Genomic DNA, 18801 nt, shown 5'->3' with positions numbered 1-18801 from the left:
GAACCAGAGGGGCGTTCGCGTGCTCAGGTCCGGGCGTGCCGCGCGCGCCGGGGCGCCGGGGCGGGTGGACGGCGCTGCGGTCGCCGCCCCCGGCCGAACGGACGCGCCAGCATGACCGCGATGCCCGTGGTCAGCGGCACCGACAGCGCGAGCGCGATGCCGCCGACCGAGGAGCGGGCGATCTCGATGGCCACCGCGTCGCCGGTGAGCACGTCCCGGATCGACCGGCCGGCCACGCTGAACAGCAGCAGCAGCGGCAGCGCGCCACCGGCGTAGGCGAGCACCAGCGTGTAGACGGTGCTGGCGATGTGGTCCCGGCCGACGCGCATGGCGGCAGCGAAAACCTCGCGGCGGGTGGCCTCGCGGTCCAGCGCGGCGAGTTCGAAGGCGGCCGAGGCCTGGGTGATGGTGACGTCGTTGAGCACGCCGAGCGAGCCGATGATGAAGCCGGCCAGCAGCAGGCCGGTGATGCTGACGTGCCCGAGGTAGGTGGCGACGTTGGTGTTCTGTTCTTCGGACAGCCCGGTCAGGTGGGTGATCTCGATCGCCAGCCAGGACAGGACCGCGGCGAGCAGCATCGAGGCGAGGGTGCCCAGCAGCGCGGAACTGGTGCGCAGTGAGACCCCGTGCGCGAGATAGAGCACGGCGTAGAGGATCGCCGAGCCCGCCACCAGCGCGACCGGAATCGCGGGCTTGCCGTCCAGCAGCGCGGGCAGCATGAACCCGACCAGGACCGCGAACGCGATCACCAGGCCGATCAGCGCCCGGAAGCCGCGCCAGCGCGCGACCACGATGATCACGACGACGAAGACCAGGAAGATCAGCAGCAGCGGCAGCCCGCGCGAGTAGTCCTCGAAGGAGTACATCGGCGTTCCGCTGGGATCGGCTTGGCGCACGATGCGGATCTCGTCGCCGGCCCTCAGGTCGGGTTGACCTGGCCCGGGCGCGATTTCGAGCAGTGTCCGGCTGCCCTGGTGCGGCCCGGAGTCGATGGTGATGATGCTGCGCTGGCACTGGTAGGCGTCGTTGCGCGGCGCGAGGGGCTTGTCGGGGAAGACCTTGCCGATCGAGGGGCTGCCGCAGGGGCCGACGTCCTGCAGCACCACGGTGCCGGCTTCGGTCTGCACCGCGCCGCCGCCCGCGTTCTGCATGGGCAGGGGAATGTCGATGTGCTGCTTGCTCGGCCACAGCAGGACGGCGCCGGCGATGACGGCGATCCCGATGACGGTGAGTAACCCGATCACCACGCGCGCGGCGGTGTCGCCGATCGCGATGGGCCCGGAATGGTCGTGGTGGTGATGATGGTGCTCCGTCACCAGCCGAGCTTAAAGGATTTCATTTTCAAACTCGCGGTGGCGGGTGCGCTGAACTGCGCGAAGAGTTTTCGGGAGGGGGCGGCGGAGAGCAGGGGGATGTCTCCGCCGCCCGCAGGCCGGCGCCCAGGGGGGGTAGGCGGCCGAACCCGAGGGCCAGGTTGTCCAGGGGGGGTAGACAACCCGACCGGGCACTAGAAGTGCCGAGAGCTACTGTACACAAAACTCAGAGTTTTGCGCTAGTAAGTATTTAAAAGCGCAACTTATCCAGACTGGCGGTCTGTTTTCAGCCCGGAAGCCTGGGCTACTGCCGGTAGCTGGCGAGGAAGTTGCCGAACCGCTCGATCGCCACCGCGAGGTCGCGCGCCCACGGCAGCGTGACGATCCGCAGATGATCGTGATCGGGCCAGTTGAAGCCGGTGCCCTGCACCATCAGGATCTTCTCCTGCAGCAGCAGATCCAGGATGAGCTTCGAATCGTCGTGGATCTCATGCACATTCGGATCCAGGCGCGGGAAGGCGTAGAGCGCGCCCTTGGGCTTCACGCACGAGACGCCCGGGATCATGTTGAGCTTCTCCCAGGCCACATCGCGCTGCTCCAATAGTCGACCGCCCGGCAGGATCAGATCCTCGATGCTCTGATGACCGCCCAGCGCCACCTGAATGGCGTGCTGTGCGGGCACATTCGGGCACAGACGGGTCGAGGCCAGCAGCGACAGGCCCTCCAGGAAACCGGCCGCGTGCTCCTTCGGGCCGGTGATCACCACCCAGCCGGACCGGTAGCCCGCCACCCGGTAGGCCTTGGACAGGCCGTTGAAGGTCAGGCAGAGCAGATCGGGCGCGAGCGCGGCCAGCGAGATGTGCTTGGCGTCGTCGTAGAGGATCTTGTCGTAGATCTCGTCGGCCAGCAGCAGCAGCTGATGCTTGCGCGCCAGGTCGACCAGCTGCTGCAGCACCTCGGTGGAGTACACCGCGCCGGTCGGATTGTTCGGGTTGATCACCAGCAGCGCTTTGGTCTTGTCGGTGATCTTCGATTCGATATCGGCGATATCGGGCTGCCAGCCGTTGGCCTCGTCACACAGGTAGTGCACCGGCGTGCCGCCGGCCAGGCTGGTCATGGCCGTCCACAGCGGGTAATCCGGCGCCGGGATCAGCACCTCGTCGCCGTTGTTCAGCAGCGCCTGCATGGTCATCGTGATGAGCTCGGAGACGCCGTTGCCGAGGAAGACGTCGTCGACGTCGAATTCCGGGAAGCCCGGCACCAGCTCGTAGCGGGTCACGATGGCGCGACGCGCCGACAGGATGCCCTTGGACTCCGAGTAGCCCTGCGCGTAGGGCAGCGCGGCGATGATGTCGCGCATGATCACATCGGGCGCCTCGAAACCGAACGGCGCCGGATTGCCGATGTTGAGCTTGAGGATGCGATGCCCCTCGGCCTCCAACCGTGCCGCATGCGCGTGTACCGGCCCACGAATCTCGTAGAGAACGTTCTGCAGCTTGGTGGACTGCTCGAGGGCGCGCGGCGGCTGATGGGGTAGATGACTCGGGCTCACCCGATCAATGGTGCCATCCTCGGCAATCCTTTTATCGATGGCCCGCGCACCTAACTACCTGGCGGTATGCCTTTCGCCGCCGTCGCGCCGCAGAACTCCTCGATCCGTTCGTCCAGGAAACGCGCCTCCGACGCGTTGCGGAAGGTGGGCGCGGCGATCCGCCGGCGCACGCCGGTCAGCCGGGCTTCCAGCTGCACGATGCGCCGGTCCTCGGAGAGGCCGAGCACCGGGTGCAGCGCCTCGGCCGCGCCGTCCAGGCTGCCGTTGATCAGGTGCGCGGCCGCGTTGTCCACCCGGGCCAGCGCCTCGGCGCCGTAGGAGCGCTTCTCCGAGGGGCCGCCGGCGTACAGCTCGATCGCGTGCTGGGTGGCGGCCAGGGCCGGTTCGGCCTCGCCGAGATGGATGTAGGTGGCGCCCGCGTAGTACTGCGCCTTGGCGTCCGGGAAACCGAAGACGCCGCCGACCTCGTCGTGCAGATCGTCGGTGGCCGCCATCTCGCGCGCCTGCTCGGCGGCCTGGATACAGCGGTGCGTGTCGACCGGGCTGCCGATCATCGACCAGATCCTGGCCTCGATGTTGAGCAGCCGGACCTTCGCCGTGGCCGAATCGGCGTACTCGTGCCCGCTCTGCGCGAGCAGCACACCGCGACGCGGGCGATCCGACCAGTATTCGATGAGCGCGTGCATGCCGCGGGTCCAGGCTCGTAAGCCGTTGTGCCCGCATAGTTCCGCGTACGCCCAGGACGCGCGGATCTGCTCGCCCGCCGCGTCGTAATAGCCCAGATCCGTGCTGGCGTTGGCGAGCAACCCCGACAGGGTGCCGGCCAGCAGGTACAGGTGCGAGGTGTCGGCGGGGCGCTGATGCCCCTCCAGCAGCCGGTAGACCCGGCGCCGCACCCGCAGCATCTCGACCATCATCGGCACCGGTGGAATGTGCACGTAGTCGTTCGCGATGCGCGTGACATCGGCATCGAGCTGGTCCAGGGTGCTGGCACCGACATTGGTGCTCTCGGCCTGGCCGGCGTGTTCGCTGGCCTCGTGGGCAGCCGCCATGATCAGATCCCTCTCCGAAATCGCTGCTAACGCATCGCCTCTCATCGCACCGGCATCTATGAGAGCCAAAAGGTCCGCGTCGCTCGAATAAGTCACACCGGCCGCGGCGGCCGATGTCTCGAAACCAGGCGCGGCAGACCCAGCGGACCCGGGGCCGGGAGTACCCAGGTGCTCGATCAAGTCCACGAACCGGGCCCGCACCACATCGTCGGACCTTGCCAGGGATGTGTCGAGTGCGGCTTGATTGATCGGTCGTGGATGGACGCGGGCGCCGCCCGCCTCCCACTTCGATACCAGGCGTTCGTGCACTCCGAGGTGAGCGGCGAACTCCCGGATACTCATCCGCTTGGCATCGCGAAGGGCACGGGTCTCTCTTCCTGACCACTGCCTGACCACGATGTCATCCCTTCGAATCAACTCTTTCCCAGGGTACGAGCGCTTTGTGTCTACGGCCACAAACAATTCGGTGTAGCTATCACTTCATCCGGTTGAGTCCTGGCGGCCCGCCGGCAAAGGCAGTGAAAGGGCAGCGGAATGCGGGTAGCAGGGCGTTACCGCATACGCGTTACACAGGCGACCCTTGATGCAGGAGGCAAGGAGTTGGCCGTGAATGTGGACAAACTCAGGTCAGTCGATGATTGGGTGGCCTTCTACCGACACGAGTACGACTTACCGGTGCTCGAGCGTGGTGGATTCGCGATGCTGCCCATCAGCGGCCGTATCTGTGTCGTGCACCTGCCTACGGCTCGCGCCGAAAAGGTAAGAGCGGCACTGGAACAGCAGGGGACGAGGGGTCCGATGCTGGCCCGGCAGATTCGCTGGAGCTTCCTCGCCGCGCCGGACAGCCGGCCGGGAACGCAGGTATTGGAGGTACTGAACCGGCTCGACATCGGTATACCTGCGATCGGCAGTGCCGTGATGTTGCCGACCGGTCTCGGTCGCTGGACCCGGGAAGGGTGCTTCTGGGTCAGCCCGCCGAGACGCGGCGACACGCTCCCACCGCTGTCCGTCGTCCTCACGACGGCCCTGGCGGTGGGAGCGGGTGGCGGGGACTGAAAATTGCGTCGTCGGTCCCCGCCGCCGCCCCGGGTTCGCCCGCGCCCGGGGCGTTGCTGAACCGGCCGGGTCCGCCTCACCCTGAACAGTCGACGAGGCGGACCCGGCCGTGGCGCAACCACATTCGGCATAGTGGAGCCATGGACGCCGCACTGGACCTGCGCGGGACCTATCAGGTGCGCGCGCGGCAGGTCGTGCACGCACCCGCCGCGCTGACCGCCGGGCTCGACGTCCTGCGCTGCTTCGGGTTCGACGTCACCGAGCCGGAACCGGTGCGGCGGCGCAAGATTCCGGGCGGGACGGTGAAAATCGTGTTCGCGCTGGACGGCGTGTTCGGCGGGCGATCGATACAGCCCACCGCCCTGGTGGTCGGGTTGCACGATCGCGCGGGGATGACCGAGCACGCCGGTCGGATGCACAGTGTGCAACTGCAGCTCGAACCGTTGGCGGCGCGCCGGTTACTCGGCGTGCCGCTGGACGACTTGCGCAACACCGCTGCGCCCCTGGACGAACTGCTCGGCCCTCCCGTCGCGGAGCTGACCGAGCGGCTCGCCGAAACCGGCACCTGGCCCGAGCGGTTCGCCCAGGTCACGACCTTCCTGCGGGAGCGCTTCGCGGCGGCCGAGCCGCCCGACCCGGTGGTCGCGCACGCGGTGCGGGTGCTGCGGCACAGCGGGGGTGGCGTCCCGATCGGGGTGCTGGCCCGCGAGATCGGCTGGAGTCACCGGCATTTCCGCCGCCGGTTCGCCGATCAGGTCGGGTTGGCGCCGAAGGATTACGGTTCCCTGCTCCGGTTCTCGGGTGCGCTCGACGCGCTGACGCGCCCCGGGGCCGACGCCGGCGCGGTCGCCGCCCGCTTCGGGTACTACGACCAGTCCCATCTCACCCGCGCCTTCCAGCGCTTCGCCGGTGCGCCGCCGGGCCGGCTGATCCGGGCCGCGGCCGATTCGTCCAAGACCGCCGCCGGGGTGCGGTTCTAGCGTCACACCCATGTCCGGAACACCGCTTCCCGTGCGGATCGCGACCGTCGGGGTCGGCGTGCACGCGGTCAACCACCTTGTCGTCCTGTCGGTTCCGCCGTTCGGCTGGAATCCGGGGACCGTCTATCACCTGATCGGCGCGCCGCTCTACGCGGCGCTGCTGTTGCCGCTGTGGCGGGGCCGCGGCTGGGCGCGGGGCACCGTCACCGTGCTGCTCGGCTGCCAGTTCGCCGGGCGTTTCGTGGTGTGGGCGCTGTTCCCGGCAACCGGGGTGCACGCCGCCCTGCTGTTCGGCTGGACGCTCTCGACGATCGTGCTGCCCCTGCTGTGGCTACCGGCCGCGGCCCGCAAGCACTTTCAGCGGGACTCGACGGAACTGACCACGTCCGCGGACAGCGGGAAATTGAGGTAGGACTTCGACGGCGTCGGGCCGCGCTGGCCTTGGTACTTGGAGCCGACCGTCGCGCTGCCGTACGGATGCTCGGCCGGGCTGCTCAAGCGGATCAGGCACAGCTGCCCGATCTTCATGCCCGGCCACAGCGTGATCGGCAGGTTCGCGACGTTCGACAGCTCCAGGGTGATGTGCCCGCTGAACCCCGGATCGATGAAGCCCGCGGTGGAGTGCGTGAGCAGGCCGAGCCGGCCCAGGCTGGATTTGCCCTCCAGCCGTCCGGCCAGATCGTCGGGCAGCGTGCACACCTCGAGAGTGGAGCCGAGCACGAACTCGCCGGGGTGCAGCACGAACGGCTCCCCCTCGGCGGGCTCCACCAGGCTGGTCAACTCGTCTTGGCGCTGCGCCGGATCGATATGGGTGTAGCGCGAGTTGTCGAAGACGCGGAAGAGCCGGTCCAGCCGCACATCGATGCTCGACGGCTGGATCAGGTTCGCCAGCAGCGGTTCGACCCCGAGCCGCCCAGCGGCGATCTCCGCGCGAATGTCACGATCGGAAAGCAGCACGCCCAGCAGCGTAGTGCCTGCTAGTTGCCGCGCTGCCCGGGACCCGGCTCATCGAGCTTCGCACCCGAATCGTCGGCGCTGAACACCGGCCGATGGTGCGCGCCGCTGTCGTCGGCGGCGGGGTACGCCGTCAGCGGCGCACTCTCGTGACTGAATAGCCCGGGTACATACCCGTCTTCTTGACTCATTCGTCGAGCCTCCTCCGATAGTCACCGAATAGCCAATCGACGGGCCCGACCCCCATCCGGCAACCTTCGACTTCCTAATAAGTACCAGGTCAGACGGCCGGAAGGTAGCACCGGGGCAATAGTGTTGTGCCGCACCCGATTCGATCGCGCCGACCGGCGGGTCCGGCGAACCACCGCGCGCGCCGGACGGTAATGGAGTTGACCCCCGGCGGAGCGGGTCTGCTAAGCTCGCGACCATGCTCTGGCGTACGCCGATGTAGTTCAATGGTAGAACTTCTGCTTCCCAAGCAGACAGCGCGGGTTCGATTCCCGTCATCGGCTCCGAGATCCCCACCTGCTGTTTCGCAGGTGGGGATTTTTCTGTGGAACGCCGGGCGGGCGGGCTGCGTCCAAGCGGTCATGAAGGTGCCGGACGATCTCGAATTGACGCAGGAGCAGCTGGCCTATCTGTCCGGGCTGGTCGACGACGGGGCGCGCAGGCGCCAGATCGCCGTCTGGCGGCAGTGGCGGAACGGGACCTACTGGGAGACGAGCGCGCGGCGGGGTCACCGGGTGACCAGGGTCGAACGGCGCTGAGCGGCGCGGTCGGGCCCTGGTCCGGCGGGCGGCTACTTCTCGACGCGCGACAGGTCGGTGAAGCCGTCGATACGGAGTTCGGCGCCGATCGCGGCCACCGCGTCGACGAGGGTGCGGTCGCCCAGCTGCGGCCAGCCCTTCAGCGGGATGGGGCCGCCGATCTGCTCGCGCAGTTCGTTGACGTACTGGTCGATGTGGCGGATCGCGGTGCCGAGCGTGACCCGCTCGCCCTTGAAGTTGACGAAGGTTTCCTCGAGCGCTGCCATGGTCCCTCCTGGGATGCCGTCGATGATGGTCTGGACGTCGTGGCGGAAGGCGTGCATATCGATGCCGGTGGGGTCGATCTTGCCTTCGCTGCTGTACTCGCGGTGCGCGACGCAGTCGCCGGCGTCGCGGCCGAGATGGCGCAGGATCGCGGCGCAGCCGCGCTTGTAGGCGTCGAGCTGGATTGCGGTCCAGTCGGTTCCGTCGCCGCGCGAGACGGCCTCGATGCCGATCACGTGGAAGTTGGCGTTGTCGGTGGGCCAGCCCGGCCAGGACCCGCGCCCGGCGTGCCAGCAGACGCCCGCCGCGATCACCCGATAGGTGCCGTCGCGTTCGAGCACCAGCTGCGCCAGCGGGCCCGCCAGATCTGGCCGCCCGTATTGGACGATGCGCCAGTCGTTTTCGCCGCCACCGGCGGTGTGGTGACACAGCACGCCGCGGATGTCGCCGAAATCGCCGTGCCCGCGCTCACGCCACCCGTCGTGCTCGAGCACGCGCAGCCCTTCGGCGCGTAGGACATCGGCCAACCAGAGCGGATCACTCACAGGCTCAGGCCTCCTTGATCTTGGTTCGGAGCCGGGCGGCGCGCGCCCGGCATCGGCTTCGGATCTTCGGAAGTGCATTCGACGCCACCCGCACGATGGCGTTCCGGCCGCCCGGTATTTTTCTGCCGGGTTACTCGCTCTGCGCCCAGGCGGCGACGGGCAGGCTGAGGTAGATGCCGAAATCGCGCAGGCCGGTGGCGGATTCGAGGGCCTCGTGCAGGGAGTCGACGCGGTCCTGGCGGTCGGCGGCGCGGCTGTCGAAGTATTTGGAGCGGATCTCGATGACGGCGTCGAGGCCGGAGCGGTCGAAGGGGCCGAGGGGGCGGAACCGGATCTCGACGTCGCCGGGTTGCAGGTCGCCGTCGTAGGGCTCCTCGGGACATTCGACGGCCACCGAGACCAGGTGCGGCAGCTGGTCGGCCAGCTCGCGCAGGGTGGATTCGGGGACGTGGGGGGCGTAGGTCACCTCGACTAGGGGCACCTCCGCCAGCGTAGCGAGCGCCGGGAGTTGTCGGTGTGCGCCGCTACAGTCCGGGTGTGGCATCGGAGTATTCGTTCACAGCCGAGGTGTGGGAACACCCGAGCATGGGGTCCTGGCATTTCGTGTCCCTGCCGGAGGCTGTCGCCGACGAGATCGAGGATCAATACGCACACCGCGCCAACGGTTTCGGCGCGGTGAAGGTGCAGGTGCGGATCGGGGCGAGCCTCTGGACGACATCGGTGTTCCCGGACAAGGAGCGCGGCACGTATGTGCTGCCCGTGAAGAAACCGGTGCGGGTCGCCGAGCGGCTGGAGGCCGGGTCGCGGCCGCGGGTCGATCTGGAGATCGTGCTCTAGCGGTTCACAGGTCCATGGCCGCGCGCAGGGCGGTGTCGAGGCGCTCGACGATGTCGGGCGCGAGTTCGTCGACGCGCTCGGCCAGCCAGTCGCGGTAGATGCGGCCGATATTGCCGGCGTGCACCCAGCCGTGGCCGGGCAGGGTGACGGCGAGGATGTCGTTCGGATTTTCGTCCATCACCTCCGCGGCGATCAGCCAGCGGCGGGGCGATTCGTGGATGCCGTCACTGCTGATCAGCACGATGGTGCGCCGGCGGGTGGAGCCGTGCGGGTGGTAGGTCCACAGTTCACCCCTGCGCACGCATCTCCCGTTCCGCGGCGGCCAGCTCCGCTTCGTCCGCGGCCGCTTGCGCGCTGATATCCGGCACCGGCCCCACCCCGGTGCGCACGGCCTCGCGCCGGGCCGCCTTGGAAATCCACGCCGAGGGCGACATGCCGGCGCGGGCCGCGGCCTGTTCGGCGTAGGACCAGGCCGCCTCATCGAGCGAGAGCGTGACCTTACGTGTTGCCATACCTTTTATCGTACCGATGAACCGGCTCCCGGCCAGCGGTTTCCCGGTCGGTACCGGTCCGTTACGCTACTGTTGGCATATCGCCAGTAAGCCGGAGCAGAGGGTCGCGCCATGACGTTGAATCACCATCGGACCGGGTCCGGGGAGCCGCTGGTTCTGGTGCACGGCGTCGGCAGCCGCTGGCAGGTTTGGGAGCCGATCATCGACACGCTGGCCGAATCGTTCGAGGTGATCGCCGTCGACCTGCCCGGCTTCGGCGAATCCGCCCCGCTGCCACACACCACGGTCGACACCCTCACCGACGCGCTCGCCGATTTCCTTGCCGCGCAAGGCATCCAGCGCGCACACCTGGCAGGCAACTCGATGGGCGGCCTGATCGCCCTGAAACTCGCGGCGCGCGGGCTGGGCCGCTCGGTCACCGCCTACTCCCCGATCGGGTTCTGGGACAAGGCCGGTCGCGTCTGGTGCCAGCAGTCGCTGGGGCGGTCGCGCGGGCTGCTCGGCCCGCTCGGACCACTCATGCCGCGCATCCTCGGCACCGCCGCGGGCCGCACCGTCTTCCTGACGCTGGTCGTCGGCAAGGCGTGGGCGCTGTCACCGCAGATCGCCATCGACACCGCCCGCGGTGCCCAGGTCCTGGGGTTCCAGCCCGCGCTGGACTCCTTCGCCGCGGCCCGGCTGCCCGACCTCGCCGCGCTCGCCGAACTCCCGGTCACCATCGCCTGGGGCAATCGGGACATCCTGCTGACCTACCGCACCCAGAGCCGCCGCGCCAAGGCCCTGCTGCCCGGCGCCACCCACGTCACGTTGCACGGCAGCGGGCACACGCCCTTCTACGACGATCCGGCGGCGTGCGCGCGGGTGCTGCTCGACACCGCGCGCTAGGCGCCCGGCTCGCGCGCCGCCGTCAGCGTCTCCGGCGGCGCGGTGCCGAGCAGGATCCGCACCGCGTTCCGCCAGCGCCACTGCAGAATTCGATTGCGGTCCACGTCGCCGGTGAGCAGGGCGCGCATGGCGAGGCCGGTCATGATCTCGATGGTGAACTCGGTGATGGTCGGCACCCGGGGATCGTCCGGGAATTCGGCCCGGAACGCCTCGCGGATGCTGGTGTGCATCAGATCGAAGAGCCGGTGTTCCAGCGGCAGGAACTTCGCCAGCAGCTCGGGATCGGTGCGTGCGCCCACCCAGATCTCCAGCGCGGCAAGGAAAGACGGGCCGCTGAGCATGCGCATGGTCAGCTCGACGGCGACCTCGAGCCGGTCGGCGCCGGCCGGGATCGCCTCGAATTCCCTGGTCAGCTGGTCCCCGCGGCGCGCGGCCAGGTGCTCCACCGCGCCCGCGAGCAGATCGGCCTTGGTCGGGAAATGATGCTGCAGCGTGCCGCGCGGCACACCGGCCAGCTTCTGCACCGCCAAGGTGGTGGTACCCGCGTACCCGTCGTCGACCAGGCTCTGGATCGCCGCGTCCAGGAGCCGGGTGCGCATCCGGGAGGTGCGCTGTGCCTGCGTCTCCCGGACGCGCTGCGCCATCGGGGTCAGCGCCCCTGCCACTGCGGTTCGCGCTTCTGCGCGAACGCCAGAGCACCCTCGGCGGCATCCTTGGAAAACAGTGCGGGCAGGGCGATCTCGCCCTGCTTAGCGAACGCCTCCGCCGCCGTCCAGTCCGGCGACTCGTCGATGATCCGCTTGCTCGCCGCGACGGCCAGCGGCGCGGCGGCGGCGATCTCCGCGGCCAGTTCCAGCGCACCGGCCAGCGCGCCGCCGGGCTCGGTGATCCGGTTGACCAGCCCCAGCTGATAGAGCCGCTCGGCGCCGACGCGGCCGCCGGTCAGCGCCAGTTCGGCGACCATGCTGCGCGGCAGGCGCTGGGTCAGCCGCAGCACGCCGCCGCCCACCGCGACCAGCCCGCGCTTGACCTCCGGAATGCCGAACTGGGCGTTGCCGGCCGCGACGATCAGATCACCGGAGAGCGCGAGCTCGAAACCGCCCGCCAGCGCGAAACCCTCGACCGCCGAGATCATCGGTTTCACCGGCGGCCGCGCCGCGATGCCGAGGGGGCCGCGGCGCTGGGTCATCGGCATCTCCCCCTTCGAGGCCGCGACCAGATCCATTCCGGCGCTGAAGGTTCCGCCCGCACCGGTCAGCACCAGCACGCGCGCGCTGTCGTCGGCCTCGAACTCGTCGAGAGCGGCCTCGATGGCCTGGGCGGTGGCCAGGTTGATGGCGTTGCGTGCCTCGGGCCGATTGACGGTCAGCACGGTGATCGCGTCCTGCCGTTCGACCAGAATCGGATCAGTCATGAAAGTCCCTCTCTCAGAGCAGATTGAGCTTGTCCGCGGCGGCGATCTCGGCGCGGGCGCCGATCGGATCGCCGTCGGTGAACGCCGCGACGGTCCCGGCGTCGGAGGCCCGCACCAGTATGCGGGCGCCCGCCGGATTCAGGGCGCTGACGACCACGGCTTCGGGTTCGTCGCCGCCGTCGCGGCTCTTGCGATACGCGACGGTGTACGCCTCGACGGCCGCCGGCCCGGTGTAGCCGGGCGCGGGCTCGCGGCGCGCGGCCGGCACCTCGGCTTCGATCGAACGGAACAGCCGCGCGGGCGGTTTCGCCGAGTACACGCCCACACCGTGTTTGGTGATGTACCAGCCGAGCGCGGTGGTGAGCCCGAAGTCCGCGGGGTGCTCCCGCAGTCGCGCGACCATGGTCGCGATCGAATGGGTGGTGTAGTTGTTGCCCGCGCCGCCCGCGAAGGTCAAGCCGCCGGTGACCGACAGCGGGCGCGCGGGATCATCGATCGGCAGCCCCAGCGCTTCGGCCGCGACCTGCACCGCGACCGGGAAGCAGGAGTACAGGTCCACGTGCGCCACCGCGTCGATGCCGAGTCCGGCGTGACCCAGCGCGGCCTGCCCCGCCGCGGCGATGGCGGGTGAGGCGCTCAGGTCGGCGCGCTCGGAGACGAACCATTCGTCGGTGGCGGTCGCGCCGGCGTGCGGGAAGATCCAGCGCTCGCGCGGCACCCCGGCCGCGTCCGCGGCGGCGGCGCTGCACACCACCAGTCCCGCGGCGAGATCCACCGTCAGGTTCGCGATGAGCAGTTTCGGATAGGGCGTCGACACCAGCCGGTTGGCCGGCGACGGCGTGGTGAGTTCGGCGGCGGAATGCGCGGTGGGCTGCCACGCGTACGGGTTGCGCACGGCCACCTCGGACAACCGCGACCACAGGCCGCCGATCCGGGCGCGATGCTCGGATTCGCTCAGGCCCAGGCGGGCCCGCAGCGCCGTCTCCATCAATGCGTAGAAATAGACCGGCCCCCACAGCCCGGCGGCGGTCTCCATATCGGAGTTGGGGCCGCGCTCGGATCCGATGATCTCGCAACCGGTTTCGTCCTGCTCCGGCCAATCCACCGGCACGCCTGCCCGTTTCGCGGCGTTCCAGGAGGCGACGGCTTCCGCACCCGTGAGGAGCGCGACCTCGCTACGTCCGTCGGCGATGGCCTGGGCGACGGTGTTGAGCAGCCGCTGCGGTGCGTCGCCGCCGAAGCGCGCGGACTGCACGGTACGGCGCGGCGCGGCGCCGAGTTCGGCGGCGACCAGTGCGCCCAGGTCCGGGTAGGGCTTGCTCACCGGCGCGACGGCGGCGATCAGATCGGCGGAGCGCAGCAGGCGGTCACCGGTGCCGCTGTCCGCGCCCGCCCGGCGCAGCGCTTCGGTGGCGAGTTCCACCGGGCCCGGGTGCCCCGGCTCGCCCGACCGGTGCACGACCTGTCCGGCACCGACGATGACCGGTGTCCGCGGGTCCATTCCGGCTGGCAGCATTGTTCCTCCATCCAGTTCCCGTCAGCACTGACGGTAATTGGAATCAGACCACAGGGCCGCATCGCCTGGCAATGGGCCGAGGACACGTGGTTAGGTGCGCGATGTGATCCCAAGCACACACGGCACACCCTTCGGGGGCGTGGTCTTCGACTGGCGGGGCACCCTCGTCTCGGAACTGTCGGCCCGGGGCTGGGCCGGAACGGCGCTGCGCCGAATCGGCCGCGAGGCCGGCGAGGACGCGGTCACCCGACTGCTGCGCGACATCCGGAGAGCCGCCGGTGAACCGAACCGCCTCAAATCACCGCAGGGCAACATCAGTTTCGAGCGGCACCGGCAGACCTACTTCGAGGTGTTTCACGACGCCGAACTCGACGACGATCTCGCCCAGGCCCTGTTCGACGTCGATTCCAGCACCGAGCACAATCTTTTCGCCGTCGACGCCGCCGAAACCCTGCGCACGCTCCGCGAAAACGGCTGCCGCATCGGCGTTCTCAGCAACATTCATTTCGACATCGCACCGGAATTCGCCGAAGCGGGACTCGACGGCCTGGTCGACGAATTCGTGCTGTCCAGCAAGGAGGGCGTGCAGAAACCCGACCCGGCGATCTTCGAGCTGATGCTCACCAGGCTCGGCACCAGCGCGGAACACACCCTGATGGTCGGCGACCGGAGTTCCCGCGACGGCGCGGCCGCCGACATAGGCATGCCGACGCTGCTCATTCCCCCGCTGCGCGATCACACCAAGCGCCAACTGCACCTGGTCACCAATCTCGCCGGGCTCACACCGCCGCCGGGGAACTGACTCACGGGTAAGATCCGGGCATGGGTTCCAATATCACGGTGCGGTTCGAGGGCGATCGGGCCTATGTCGCCCTGGCTCGGCCGGACAAGCACAACGGGCTGACGATCGAGATGCTGCGCGGATTGATCGACGCCGCGCATGAGATCAGGGCGCGCAAGGGGGTGCGTGCGGTCATTCTGGCCGGGAACGGGCCGAGTTTCAGCAGCGGATTGGATGTCGCGAAGGCGACCAGCGATCCACTGGCGATCGTGCGGGCGTTCGTGCCGCTGCCGTGGCGGGGGACCAATACGTTCCAGGAGGCGTGCTGGGCCTGGCGCCGGCTGCCGGTGCCGGTGATCGCCGCCGTGCACGGCCGGTGCTTCGGCGGCGGCCTGCAGATCGCCCTGGCCGCCGACGTCCGCTTCGCCACCCCGGACGCGGAATTCTCGGTCATGGAGGCCAAGCACGGGCTGGTGCCGGACATGACCGGCGCGGCGTCGCTGTCCCAGCTCATCGGCATCGACAAGGCGCTGCTGCTGACCATGACGGCCGACGTCGTGGACGCCGCCTACGCCGAGCGCGTCGGCCTGGTCACCGAGGTCACCGCCGACCCGCTGGCCGCCGCGGAAAAACTCGCGGACCGGATCGCCGCCCGCTCGCCGCACGCGGTCGCGGGCGCCAAGCGCATGTTCGATCGCTCCTGGCAGGCGTCGGCGCGCCGGACTTTCGCCCTGGAACGCGCCACTCAGCTGCCGCTGATCCTGCGCCTGGCCCGGGGTGGCAGCAAATAGCAAGCGAAATGAGACATATCAATTTCGCATGATAGTGATGCCCGACACAGTTGCGCCCGGATCGGCTGTTAGCATTTCGTCGATTTGCCAGCCAGTCGAAATGAGGCGCGACACACATAACAACGAGGTCTTGTGTCCGCGCGCCCGCTTCGGCGCGATCCGGAGGGCCCCACCGACTTGCACAAGACCGGTTCCATCCTGCTGTCGACTGTCGCGGGTGTCACGGCCTTGCTACTCACGGTCACCACCCCTGCCTCGGCAAACCCGAACGCCATCAATCCGATTCCGGTCCTGAACGGAACCAACGGGCTGCCCCAGCTACCGGGACGCAGCAAGGCCGTCTTCCAGGTGACCGGCATGGCCAGCCCGAACAGCACGCACACCTACAACGTGCTGGGCACCGATCTGGGCATCATGTGGGACAACGGCCACGGTGAAATGCTGACCGCCTTCGGCGACACGGCGGGCATCGGCTTACCCAACCTGCTGTCCGGCAGCACCTGGGCCTGGCGCAGCAACATCCTGGTGCGCAGCCACACCAAGGATCCGGCCAACGGGATCTACTTCGACAGCGTCGTCCGCGACGTCTTCGGACAGGCCCGCGACCTGATCGCCAGCCCGAAGATCCCGATGCTGGAGATCAGCCGCATCCCCACCGCGGGCATCTCCGCCAACAACGCCCAGTACATGAGCCTGATGTCGGTGGCGAGCTGGGACGACGTCGGGCAGTGGACCACCAACTACTCCGGTCTCGCGGTCTCCGGCGACAACGGCGAGACCTGGCTGGAGCTGCCGGAGACCCGCCGCTCCAACGCGGGCGGCCACGCCAACTTCCAGCAGAACGCCTACCTGAAGGCCGGCGGCTTCGTCTACGAGTACGGCACCCCGGACGGCCGCGACAATCCGGCGTTCGTGGCCCGGGTCCGCGAGGACGCGATGGCCGATCTGGGCGCCCGCGAGTACTGGGACGGCGAGCAGTGGCGGCGCGGTGACGTGAACGCCGCCGCGCCGATCATGGGCAACGTCGGCGAACTGTCGGTGATGTGGAACGACTATCTCGGACAGTTCATTTCGCTCACCACCGATCCGTTCAACTCGGTGGTGATGCGGCGCGCGCCGAGCCCGGAGGGGCCGTGGAGCCCGCCGGAGGTGCTGATCGACACCCGCGAACTGCCCACCGCCTACGCGCCGTCGATCTTCCCGTACCAGACCGGGCGCGACCTGTACTTCCTCACGACGGTGCACACCCAGTACAACGTCTTGCTGATGCGCACCCGGCTCTGATCCAGCGCACGAACCGACGGCCGCCCCGGAAACCGGGGCGGCCGTTTGCCTTTTCGTCAAGCCGCCGGGCAGGACGGGCCGAGCGGCACCTGGAGCTCGAGCAGATAGCGATCCGCCGCGGCGATCGTGCAGGGGGTGCGGTCGTAGATGCCGTGGCCCCAGCCCTCGTAACTGAGCAGCGTGGCGTGCGGGGTCTGCGCCGCGACCTGGAGCGCCCACTCGTGGGGTGTGGCCGGGTCGTGCCGGGAGTTCAGGATCAGGATCGGCGGGCCGCCGGTGATCTGCGGGCGGTGCGGCGGGTTCTGCGGGGCGACCGGCCAGCCGGAACACAAACTCGCTGCGCCCCAGGCGAAGTGGGCGCCGAGTGTCGGCGCGTTGGCGCGTTGCTCCTGCCACAGCCGGCTCCACCGCTCCTGATCGGCGATGTCGAACCGCCAGTCCGAGCAGAAGATGATCGGCGGGAACGGCGCGATCACGCCGGTGCGGCGCGGCGGGGCGGGCGACTCGGCCGGACCCCGCGGGTGCGCCGCCAGGGCTTGCAGGTCTTTCGCCAGTTCGGCCCACTCCGGGCGGTAGAGCCGCTGGGTCACCTTGGTGCTGAGGTCGATCGGCGCGAGCGCCGCGCCGGTGGGCGCGCGGAGTTCGCCGCGGGTCGCGGCGGCGAACAGCGCGCGATAGGTCGCGGCCACCTCGGTGCCGTGCAGGACGCAGGCGCGGTCCCGCGCGCACCAGGCCGCGAACTCGGCGAAGGTGTCCTCCCCGGCCCGCGCTTCGGTCGCCAGGAATTCCGCGCCGTCGAGACTGTGGTCGTCGACGCTGTCCAGGAGCGAGGCCCGCAGCCGGCTCGGGAACAACTCCGCGTAGCGCTGCGCGGGCATGGTGCCGTAGGAACGGCTGTAGAGGCTGAACTGCTGCTCCCCCAGCGCGATTCGCAGCGCCTCGACGTCGCGCGCGACGCTCTCGGCGTCGAGATGATCCAGCAGCGGGCCGGTGTGCTCGCGGCAGCTGGCCGCGAGATCCCTGGCATAGGAATGCACTTCGGTCAGCAGGCCGCCCGCCTCCGGGACCAGACCGGGTCGCCCCGTCGCGAGTCCGGCGTCGCAGCGCACCGGGTTGCTGCGCCCCACCCCGCGCGGATCGAGGCTGACGATGTCGAAGCGGGCCCGCAGCGTGGCGGAAAACGGTGCGCCACGGCTGATCTGATCGACTCCGGAGGTGCCGGGGCCGCCCGGCAGCGAGACGAGGGTGCCCACCCGGGTGGCCGGATCGTCGGCGCGGTCCCGGATGACGGCGATGCCGACCCGTTCACCCGCGGGGTCGTCCCAGTCGATGGGCACCGGCAGCGTCGCGCATTCGAGGGCGGCGTTGTCCGCACAGGGCTGCCAGGTCAGCGTGGGTTCCGGCGCCGCGGCGGCGGTGCACGCGGCGAGCGCGCCGCAGGCCAGCACGGCCGCCAGCAGCGCGCCGGAGATCTTGCGAGGTGACACCATGCCCCGATGATCGGATCGCGCTCCCCCGCGCCACATCACGCCGGCGAGGGAGACCGGGCTCACCCCGCGGTACTGGACGGCGAACCCGCACCGGGGCGGCCCATAGACTCGCACCCATGGAAGCCGCCGATTGGGACGCGCGGTACGCGCAGAGTGAACTGGTCTGGGGTGCGCCGCCGAACAGCACCGTCGTGGAGCACGTCTACGGGCTGGAACGCAGCCTCACCCTGCGCCCCGACACACCCGGCGGCGAGCCGCCCGAGCATCCGCGCGCACTGGATCTGGCCTGCGGCGAAGGCCGCAACACGCTGTGGCTGGCGACGCACGGCTGGCAGGTCGACGCCGTCGACTACGCCCAGGTCGGCATCGACAAGGGGCGCACGGTCGCGACCCGGCTGTCACGCTCGGTGCGCGGCCGGATCGCCTGGCACTGCGCCGACGTCACCGAACTGGCGGCGGCCGGGATCACCGGGCCCTACGAACTGGTGCTGATGGTCTTCCTGCATCTGCCCGCCGAGCAGCGGCGCGCGGTGGTCCGGCAGGCCGCGAGCCTGCTCGCGCCCGAGGGCACGCTGCTCGTGCTCGGCCACGACAGCCGCAATCTCACCGAGGGATACGGCGGCCCGCAGGATCCGTCGATCCTCTTCACCCCCGAGGACATCGCGGCCGACCTGGGCCCGGAATCGCACCGGATCCGCATTCGCCTGGCCGACCGCGTGTACCGGCCCACCGAGGGCCGCGACGCCATCGACGCCCTGGTGGTGGCCACCCGGCCGGCGCCGGAACCCGGCGACGACCTCGCCTGATC

At 69.5% G+C, this 18801-nt stretch carries 23 protein-coding genes and 1 tRNA gene; 11 read left to right on the top strand and 13 right to left on the bottom strand.

Translation table 11 applies throughout. The features are described 5' to 3' along the window. Positions 1-23: 23 nt before the first annotated feature. The 3 genes from AB0I43_RS08380 to AB0I43_RS08370 all read right to left on the bottom strand — a co-directional run bounded on the left by AB0I43_RS08380 (position 24) and on the right by AB0I43_RS08370 (position 3917). Positions 24-1319, bottom strand: a complete 1296-nt coding sequence (locus AB0I43_RS08380; RefSeq protein WP_356972278.1) for a YibE/F family protein — start codon at positions 1317-1319, stop codon at positions 24-26. Between the two features lie 298 nt (positions 1320-1617). Continuing rightward, positions 1618-2874, bottom strand: coding sequence for a pyridoxal phosphate-dependent aminotransferase (locus AB0I43_RS08375; protein ID WP_356972277.1), 1257 nt, complete (start codon positions 2872-2874; stop codon positions 1618-1620). A 41-nt stretch (positions 2875-2915) separates the two neighbouring features. Next, a complete protein-coding gene (locus AB0I43_RS08370; RefSeq protein WP_356972210.1) occupies positions 2916-3917 on the bottom strand; it encodes an XRE family transcriptional regulator in 1002 nt (333 codons plus the stop codon). 606 nt (positions 3918-4523) lie between these two features. On the opposite strand from AB0I43_RS08370, the gene AB0I43_RS08365 reads away from it, so the two are divergent. The 3 genes from AB0I43_RS08365 to AB0I43_RS08355 all read left to right on the top strand — a co-directional run bounded on the left by AB0I43_RS08365 (position 4524) and on the right by AB0I43_RS08355 (position 6365). Continuing rightward, the gene (locus AB0I43_RS08365) at positions 4524-4973 is read left to right on the top strand and encodes a hypothetical protein (protein ID WP_356972209.1); all 450 of its coding nucleotides are present in this window, start codon (positions 4524-4526) and stop codon (positions 4971-4973) included. Positions 4974-5113: 140 nt separating this feature from the next. Next, positions 5114-5953 (top strand): AraC family transcriptional regulator, encoded by an 840-nt coding sequence (locus tag AB0I43_RS08360; RefSeq protein ID WP_357431589.1) that lies wholly within the window; start codon positions 5114-5116, stop codon positions 5951-5953. Positions 5954-5963: 10 nt separating this feature from the next. Beyond that, positions 5964-6365 carry a hypothetical protein gene (locus AB0I43_RS08355; RefSeq protein ID WP_356972206.1) on the top strand — a complete coding sequence of 134 codons (402 nt, stop codon included), beginning with the start codon at positions 5964-5966 and terminating at the stop codon, positions 6363-6365. On the opposite strand, the gene dcd is transcribed toward AB0I43_RS08355, so the two are convergent. Both dcd and AB0I43_RS08345 read right to left on the bottom strand, forming a co-directional pair. Beyond that, the gene (gene dcd, locus AB0I43_RS08350; RefSeq protein WP_356972204.1) at positions 6311-6910 is read right to left on the bottom strand and encodes a dCTP deaminase; all 600 of its coding nucleotides are present in this window, start codon (positions 6908-6910) and stop codon (positions 6311-6313) included. The genes AB0I43_RS08355 and dcd overlap by 55 nt on opposite strands. A gap of 20 nt (positions 6911-6930) precedes the next feature. After that, the gene (locus tag AB0I43_RS08345) at positions 6931-7098 is read right to left on the bottom strand and encodes a hypothetical protein (protein ID WP_356972203.1); all 168 of its coding nucleotides are present in this window, start codon (positions 7096-7098) and stop codon (positions 6931-6933) included. Positions 7099-7348: 250 nt separating this feature from the next. Here AB0I43_RS08345 and AB0I43_RS08340 point away from each other — a divergent pair. Together AB0I43_RS08340 and AB0I43_RS08335 are read left to right on the top strand one after the other, a co-directional pair. After that, positions 7349-7419 (top strand) — tRNA-Gly (locus AB0I43_RS08340). A gap of 27 nt (positions 7420-7446) precedes the next feature. Next, complete coding sequence (locus AB0I43_RS08335) at positions 7447-7674, top strand: hypothetical protein (protein ID WP_356972201.1); 228 nt, start codon at positions 7447-7449, stop codon at positions 7672-7674. A 32-nt stretch (positions 7675-7706) separates the two neighbouring features. On the opposite strand, the gene AB0I43_RS08330 is transcribed toward AB0I43_RS08335, so the two are convergent. Then, entirely contained in the window at positions 7707-8483 is a 777-nt protein-coding gene (locus tag AB0I43_RS08330; protein WP_356972200.1) for an N-acetylmuramoyl-L-alanine amidase, read from the bottom strand. Between the two features lie 130 nt (positions 8484-8613). Then, complete coding sequence (locus AB0I43_RS08325; protein ID WP_356972199.1) at positions 8614-8964, bottom strand: hypothetical protein; 351 nt, start codon at positions 8962-8964, stop codon at positions 8614-8616. Positions 8965-9020: 56 nt separating this feature from the next. Between AB0I43_RS08325 and AB0I43_RS08320 the strand changes: the two genes are divergently transcribed. Next, positions 9021-9320 carry a DUF1905 domain-containing protein gene (locus AB0I43_RS08320; RefSeq protein WP_356972198.1) on the top strand — a complete coding sequence of 100 codons (300 nt, stop codon included), beginning with the start codon at positions 9021-9023 and terminating at the stop codon, positions 9318-9320. A 4-nt stretch (positions 9321-9324) separates the two neighbouring features. On the opposite strand, the gene AB0I43_RS08315 is transcribed toward AB0I43_RS08320, so the two are convergent. Both AB0I43_RS08315 and AB0I43_RS08310 read right to left on the bottom strand, forming a co-directional pair. Then, positions 9325-9621, bottom strand: a complete 297-nt coding sequence (locus AB0I43_RS08315; protein ID WP_356972197.1) for a hypothetical protein — start codon at positions 9619-9621, stop codon at positions 9325-9327. Then, positions 9608-9832, bottom strand: a complete 225-nt coding sequence (locus AB0I43_RS08310) for a hypothetical protein (RefSeq protein ID WP_356972195.1) — start codon at positions 9830-9832, stop codon at positions 9608-9610. Before AB0I43_RS08310 ends, AB0I43_RS08315 begins: the two co-directional genes overlap by 14 nt. A gap of 111 nt (positions 9833-9943) precedes the next feature. On the opposite strand from AB0I43_RS08310, the gene AB0I43_RS08305 reads away from it, so the two are divergent. Then, positions 9944-10717, top strand: a complete 774-nt coding sequence (locus AB0I43_RS08305; RefSeq protein WP_356972194.1) for an alpha/beta fold hydrolase — start codon at positions 9944-9946, stop codon at positions 10715-10717. Here the strand turns inward: AB0I43_RS08305 and AB0I43_RS08300 are convergent. From AB0I43_RS08300 to AB0I43_RS08290, 3 genes are read right to left on the bottom strand one after another with little or no spacing between them, the layout of a single operon-like run. Further along, complete coding sequence (locus tag AB0I43_RS08300; protein ID WP_356972193.1) at positions 10714-11382, bottom strand: TetR/AcrR family transcriptional regulator; 669 nt, start codon at positions 11380-11382, stop codon at positions 10714-10716. The genes AB0I43_RS08305 and AB0I43_RS08300 overlap by 4 nt on opposite strands. Then, positions 11367-12131: a crotonase/enoyl-CoA hydratase family protein gene (locus AB0I43_RS08295; RefSeq protein ID WP_356972191.1), complete on the bottom strand. Its 765-nt coding sequence runs from the start codon at positions 12129-12131 to the stop codon at positions 11367-11369. Before AB0I43_RS08295 ends, AB0I43_RS08300 begins: the two co-directional genes overlap by 16 nt. A 13-nt stretch (positions 12132-12144) precedes the next feature. Next, positions 12145-13647 (bottom strand): acetyl-CoA acetyltransferase, encoded by a 1503-nt coding sequence (locus AB0I43_RS08290; RefSeq protein ID WP_356972190.1) that lies wholly within the window; start codon positions 13645-13647, stop codon positions 12145-12147. Between the two features lie 103 nt (positions 13648-13750). On the opposite strand from AB0I43_RS08290, the gene AB0I43_RS08285 reads away from it, so the two are divergent. From AB0I43_RS08285 to AB0I43_RS08275, 3 genes are all read left to right on the top strand, one after another. Beyond that, the gene (locus AB0I43_RS08285; RefSeq protein ID WP_356972189.1) at positions 13751-14449 is read left to right on the top strand and encodes an HAD family hydrolase; all 699 of its coding nucleotides are present in this window, start codon (positions 13751-13753) and stop codon (positions 14447-14449) included. Between the two features lie 20 nt (positions 14450-14469). Beyond that, a complete protein-coding gene (locus AB0I43_RS08280; RefSeq protein WP_356972188.1) occupies positions 14470-15219 on the top strand; it encodes a crotonase/enoyl-CoA hydratase family protein in 750 nt (249 codons plus the stop codon). A 195-nt stretch (positions 15220-15414) separates the two neighbouring features. Beyond that, positions 15415-16503 (top strand): DUF4185 domain-containing protein, encoded by a 1089-nt coding sequence (locus AB0I43_RS08275; RefSeq protein WP_356972276.1) that lies wholly within the window; start codon positions 15415-15417, stop codon positions 16501-16503. A gap of 56 nt (positions 16504-16559) precedes the next feature. Here AB0I43_RS08275 and AB0I43_RS08270 read toward each other — a convergent pair whose 3' ends face one another. Then, positions 16560-17993 (bottom strand): alpha/beta hydrolase, encoded by a 1434-nt coding sequence (locus AB0I43_RS08270; protein ID WP_356972187.1) that lies wholly within the window; start codon positions 17991-17993, stop codon positions 16560-16562. Between the two features lie 116 nt (positions 17994-18109). Here AB0I43_RS08270 and AB0I43_RS08265 point away from each other — a divergent pair, with 116 nt between their 5' ends. Continuing rightward, positions 18110-18799 carry a class I SAM-dependent methyltransferase gene (locus tag AB0I43_RS08265; protein WP_356972186.1) on the top strand — a complete coding sequence of 230 codons (690 nt, stop codon included), beginning with the start codon at positions 18110-18112 and terminating at the stop codon, positions 18797-18799. Positions 18800-18801 lie beyond the last annotated feature (2 nt).

The organism is Nocardia sp. NPDC050435 (assembly GCF_040655395.1).
Taxonomy (GTDB): domain Bacteria; phylum Actinomycetota; class Actinomycetes; order Mycobacteriales; family Mycobacteriaceae; genus Nocardia.
The sequence above is the reverse complement of the archived record's forward strand: the minus strand, read 5'-3'. Positions and strand labels throughout refer to the sequence as shown.

Bases quoted from the DNA above. Each gene is read 5' to 3' on its own strand.
- AB0I43_RS08370 (WP_356972210.1), bottom strand. From the start codon at position 3,917: ATGGCGGCTGCCCACGAGGCCAGCGAACACGCCGGCCAGGCCGAGAGC.
- AB0I43_RS08360 (WP_357431589.1), top strand. From the start codon at position 5,114: ATGGACGCCGCACTGGACCTGCGCGGGACCTATCAGGTGCGCGCGCGG.
- AB0I43_RS08355 (WP_356972206.1), top strand. From the start codon at position 5,964: ATGTCCGGAACACCGCTTCCCGTGCGGATCGCGACCGTCGGGGTCGGC.
- AB0I43_RS08345 (WP_356972203.1), bottom strand. From the start codon at position 7,098: ATGAGTCAAGAAGACGGGTATGTACCCGGGCTATTCAGTCACGAGAGT.
- AB0I43_RS08310 (WP_356972195.1), bottom strand. From the start codon at position 9,832: ATGGCAACACGTAAGGTCACGCTCTCGCTCGATGAGGCGGCCTGGTCC.
- AB0I43_RS08305 (WP_356972194.1), top strand. From the start codon at position 9,944: ATGACGTTGAATCACCATCGGACCGGGTCCGGGGAGCCGCTGGTTCTG.
- AB0I43_RS08295 (WP_356972191.1), bottom strand. From the start codon at position 12,131: ATGACTGATCCGATTCTGGTCGAACGGCAGGACGCGATCACCGTGCTG.
- AB0I43_RS08290 (WP_356972190.1), bottom strand. From the start codon at position 13,647: ATGCTGCCAGCCGGAATGGACCCGCGGACACCGGTCATCGTCGGTGCC.
- AB0I43_RS08280 (WP_356972188.1), top strand. From the start codon at position 14,470: ATGGGTTCCAATATCACGGTGCGGTTCGAGGGCGATCGGGCCTATGTC.
- AB0I43_RS08270 (WP_356972187.1), bottom strand. From the start codon at position 17,993: ATGGTGTCACCTCGCAAGATCTCCGGCGCGCTGCTGGCGGCCGTGCTG.
- AB0I43_RS08265 (WP_356972186.1), top strand. From the start codon at position 18,110: ATGGAAGCCGCCGATTGGGACGCGCGGTACGCGCAGAGTGAACTGGTC.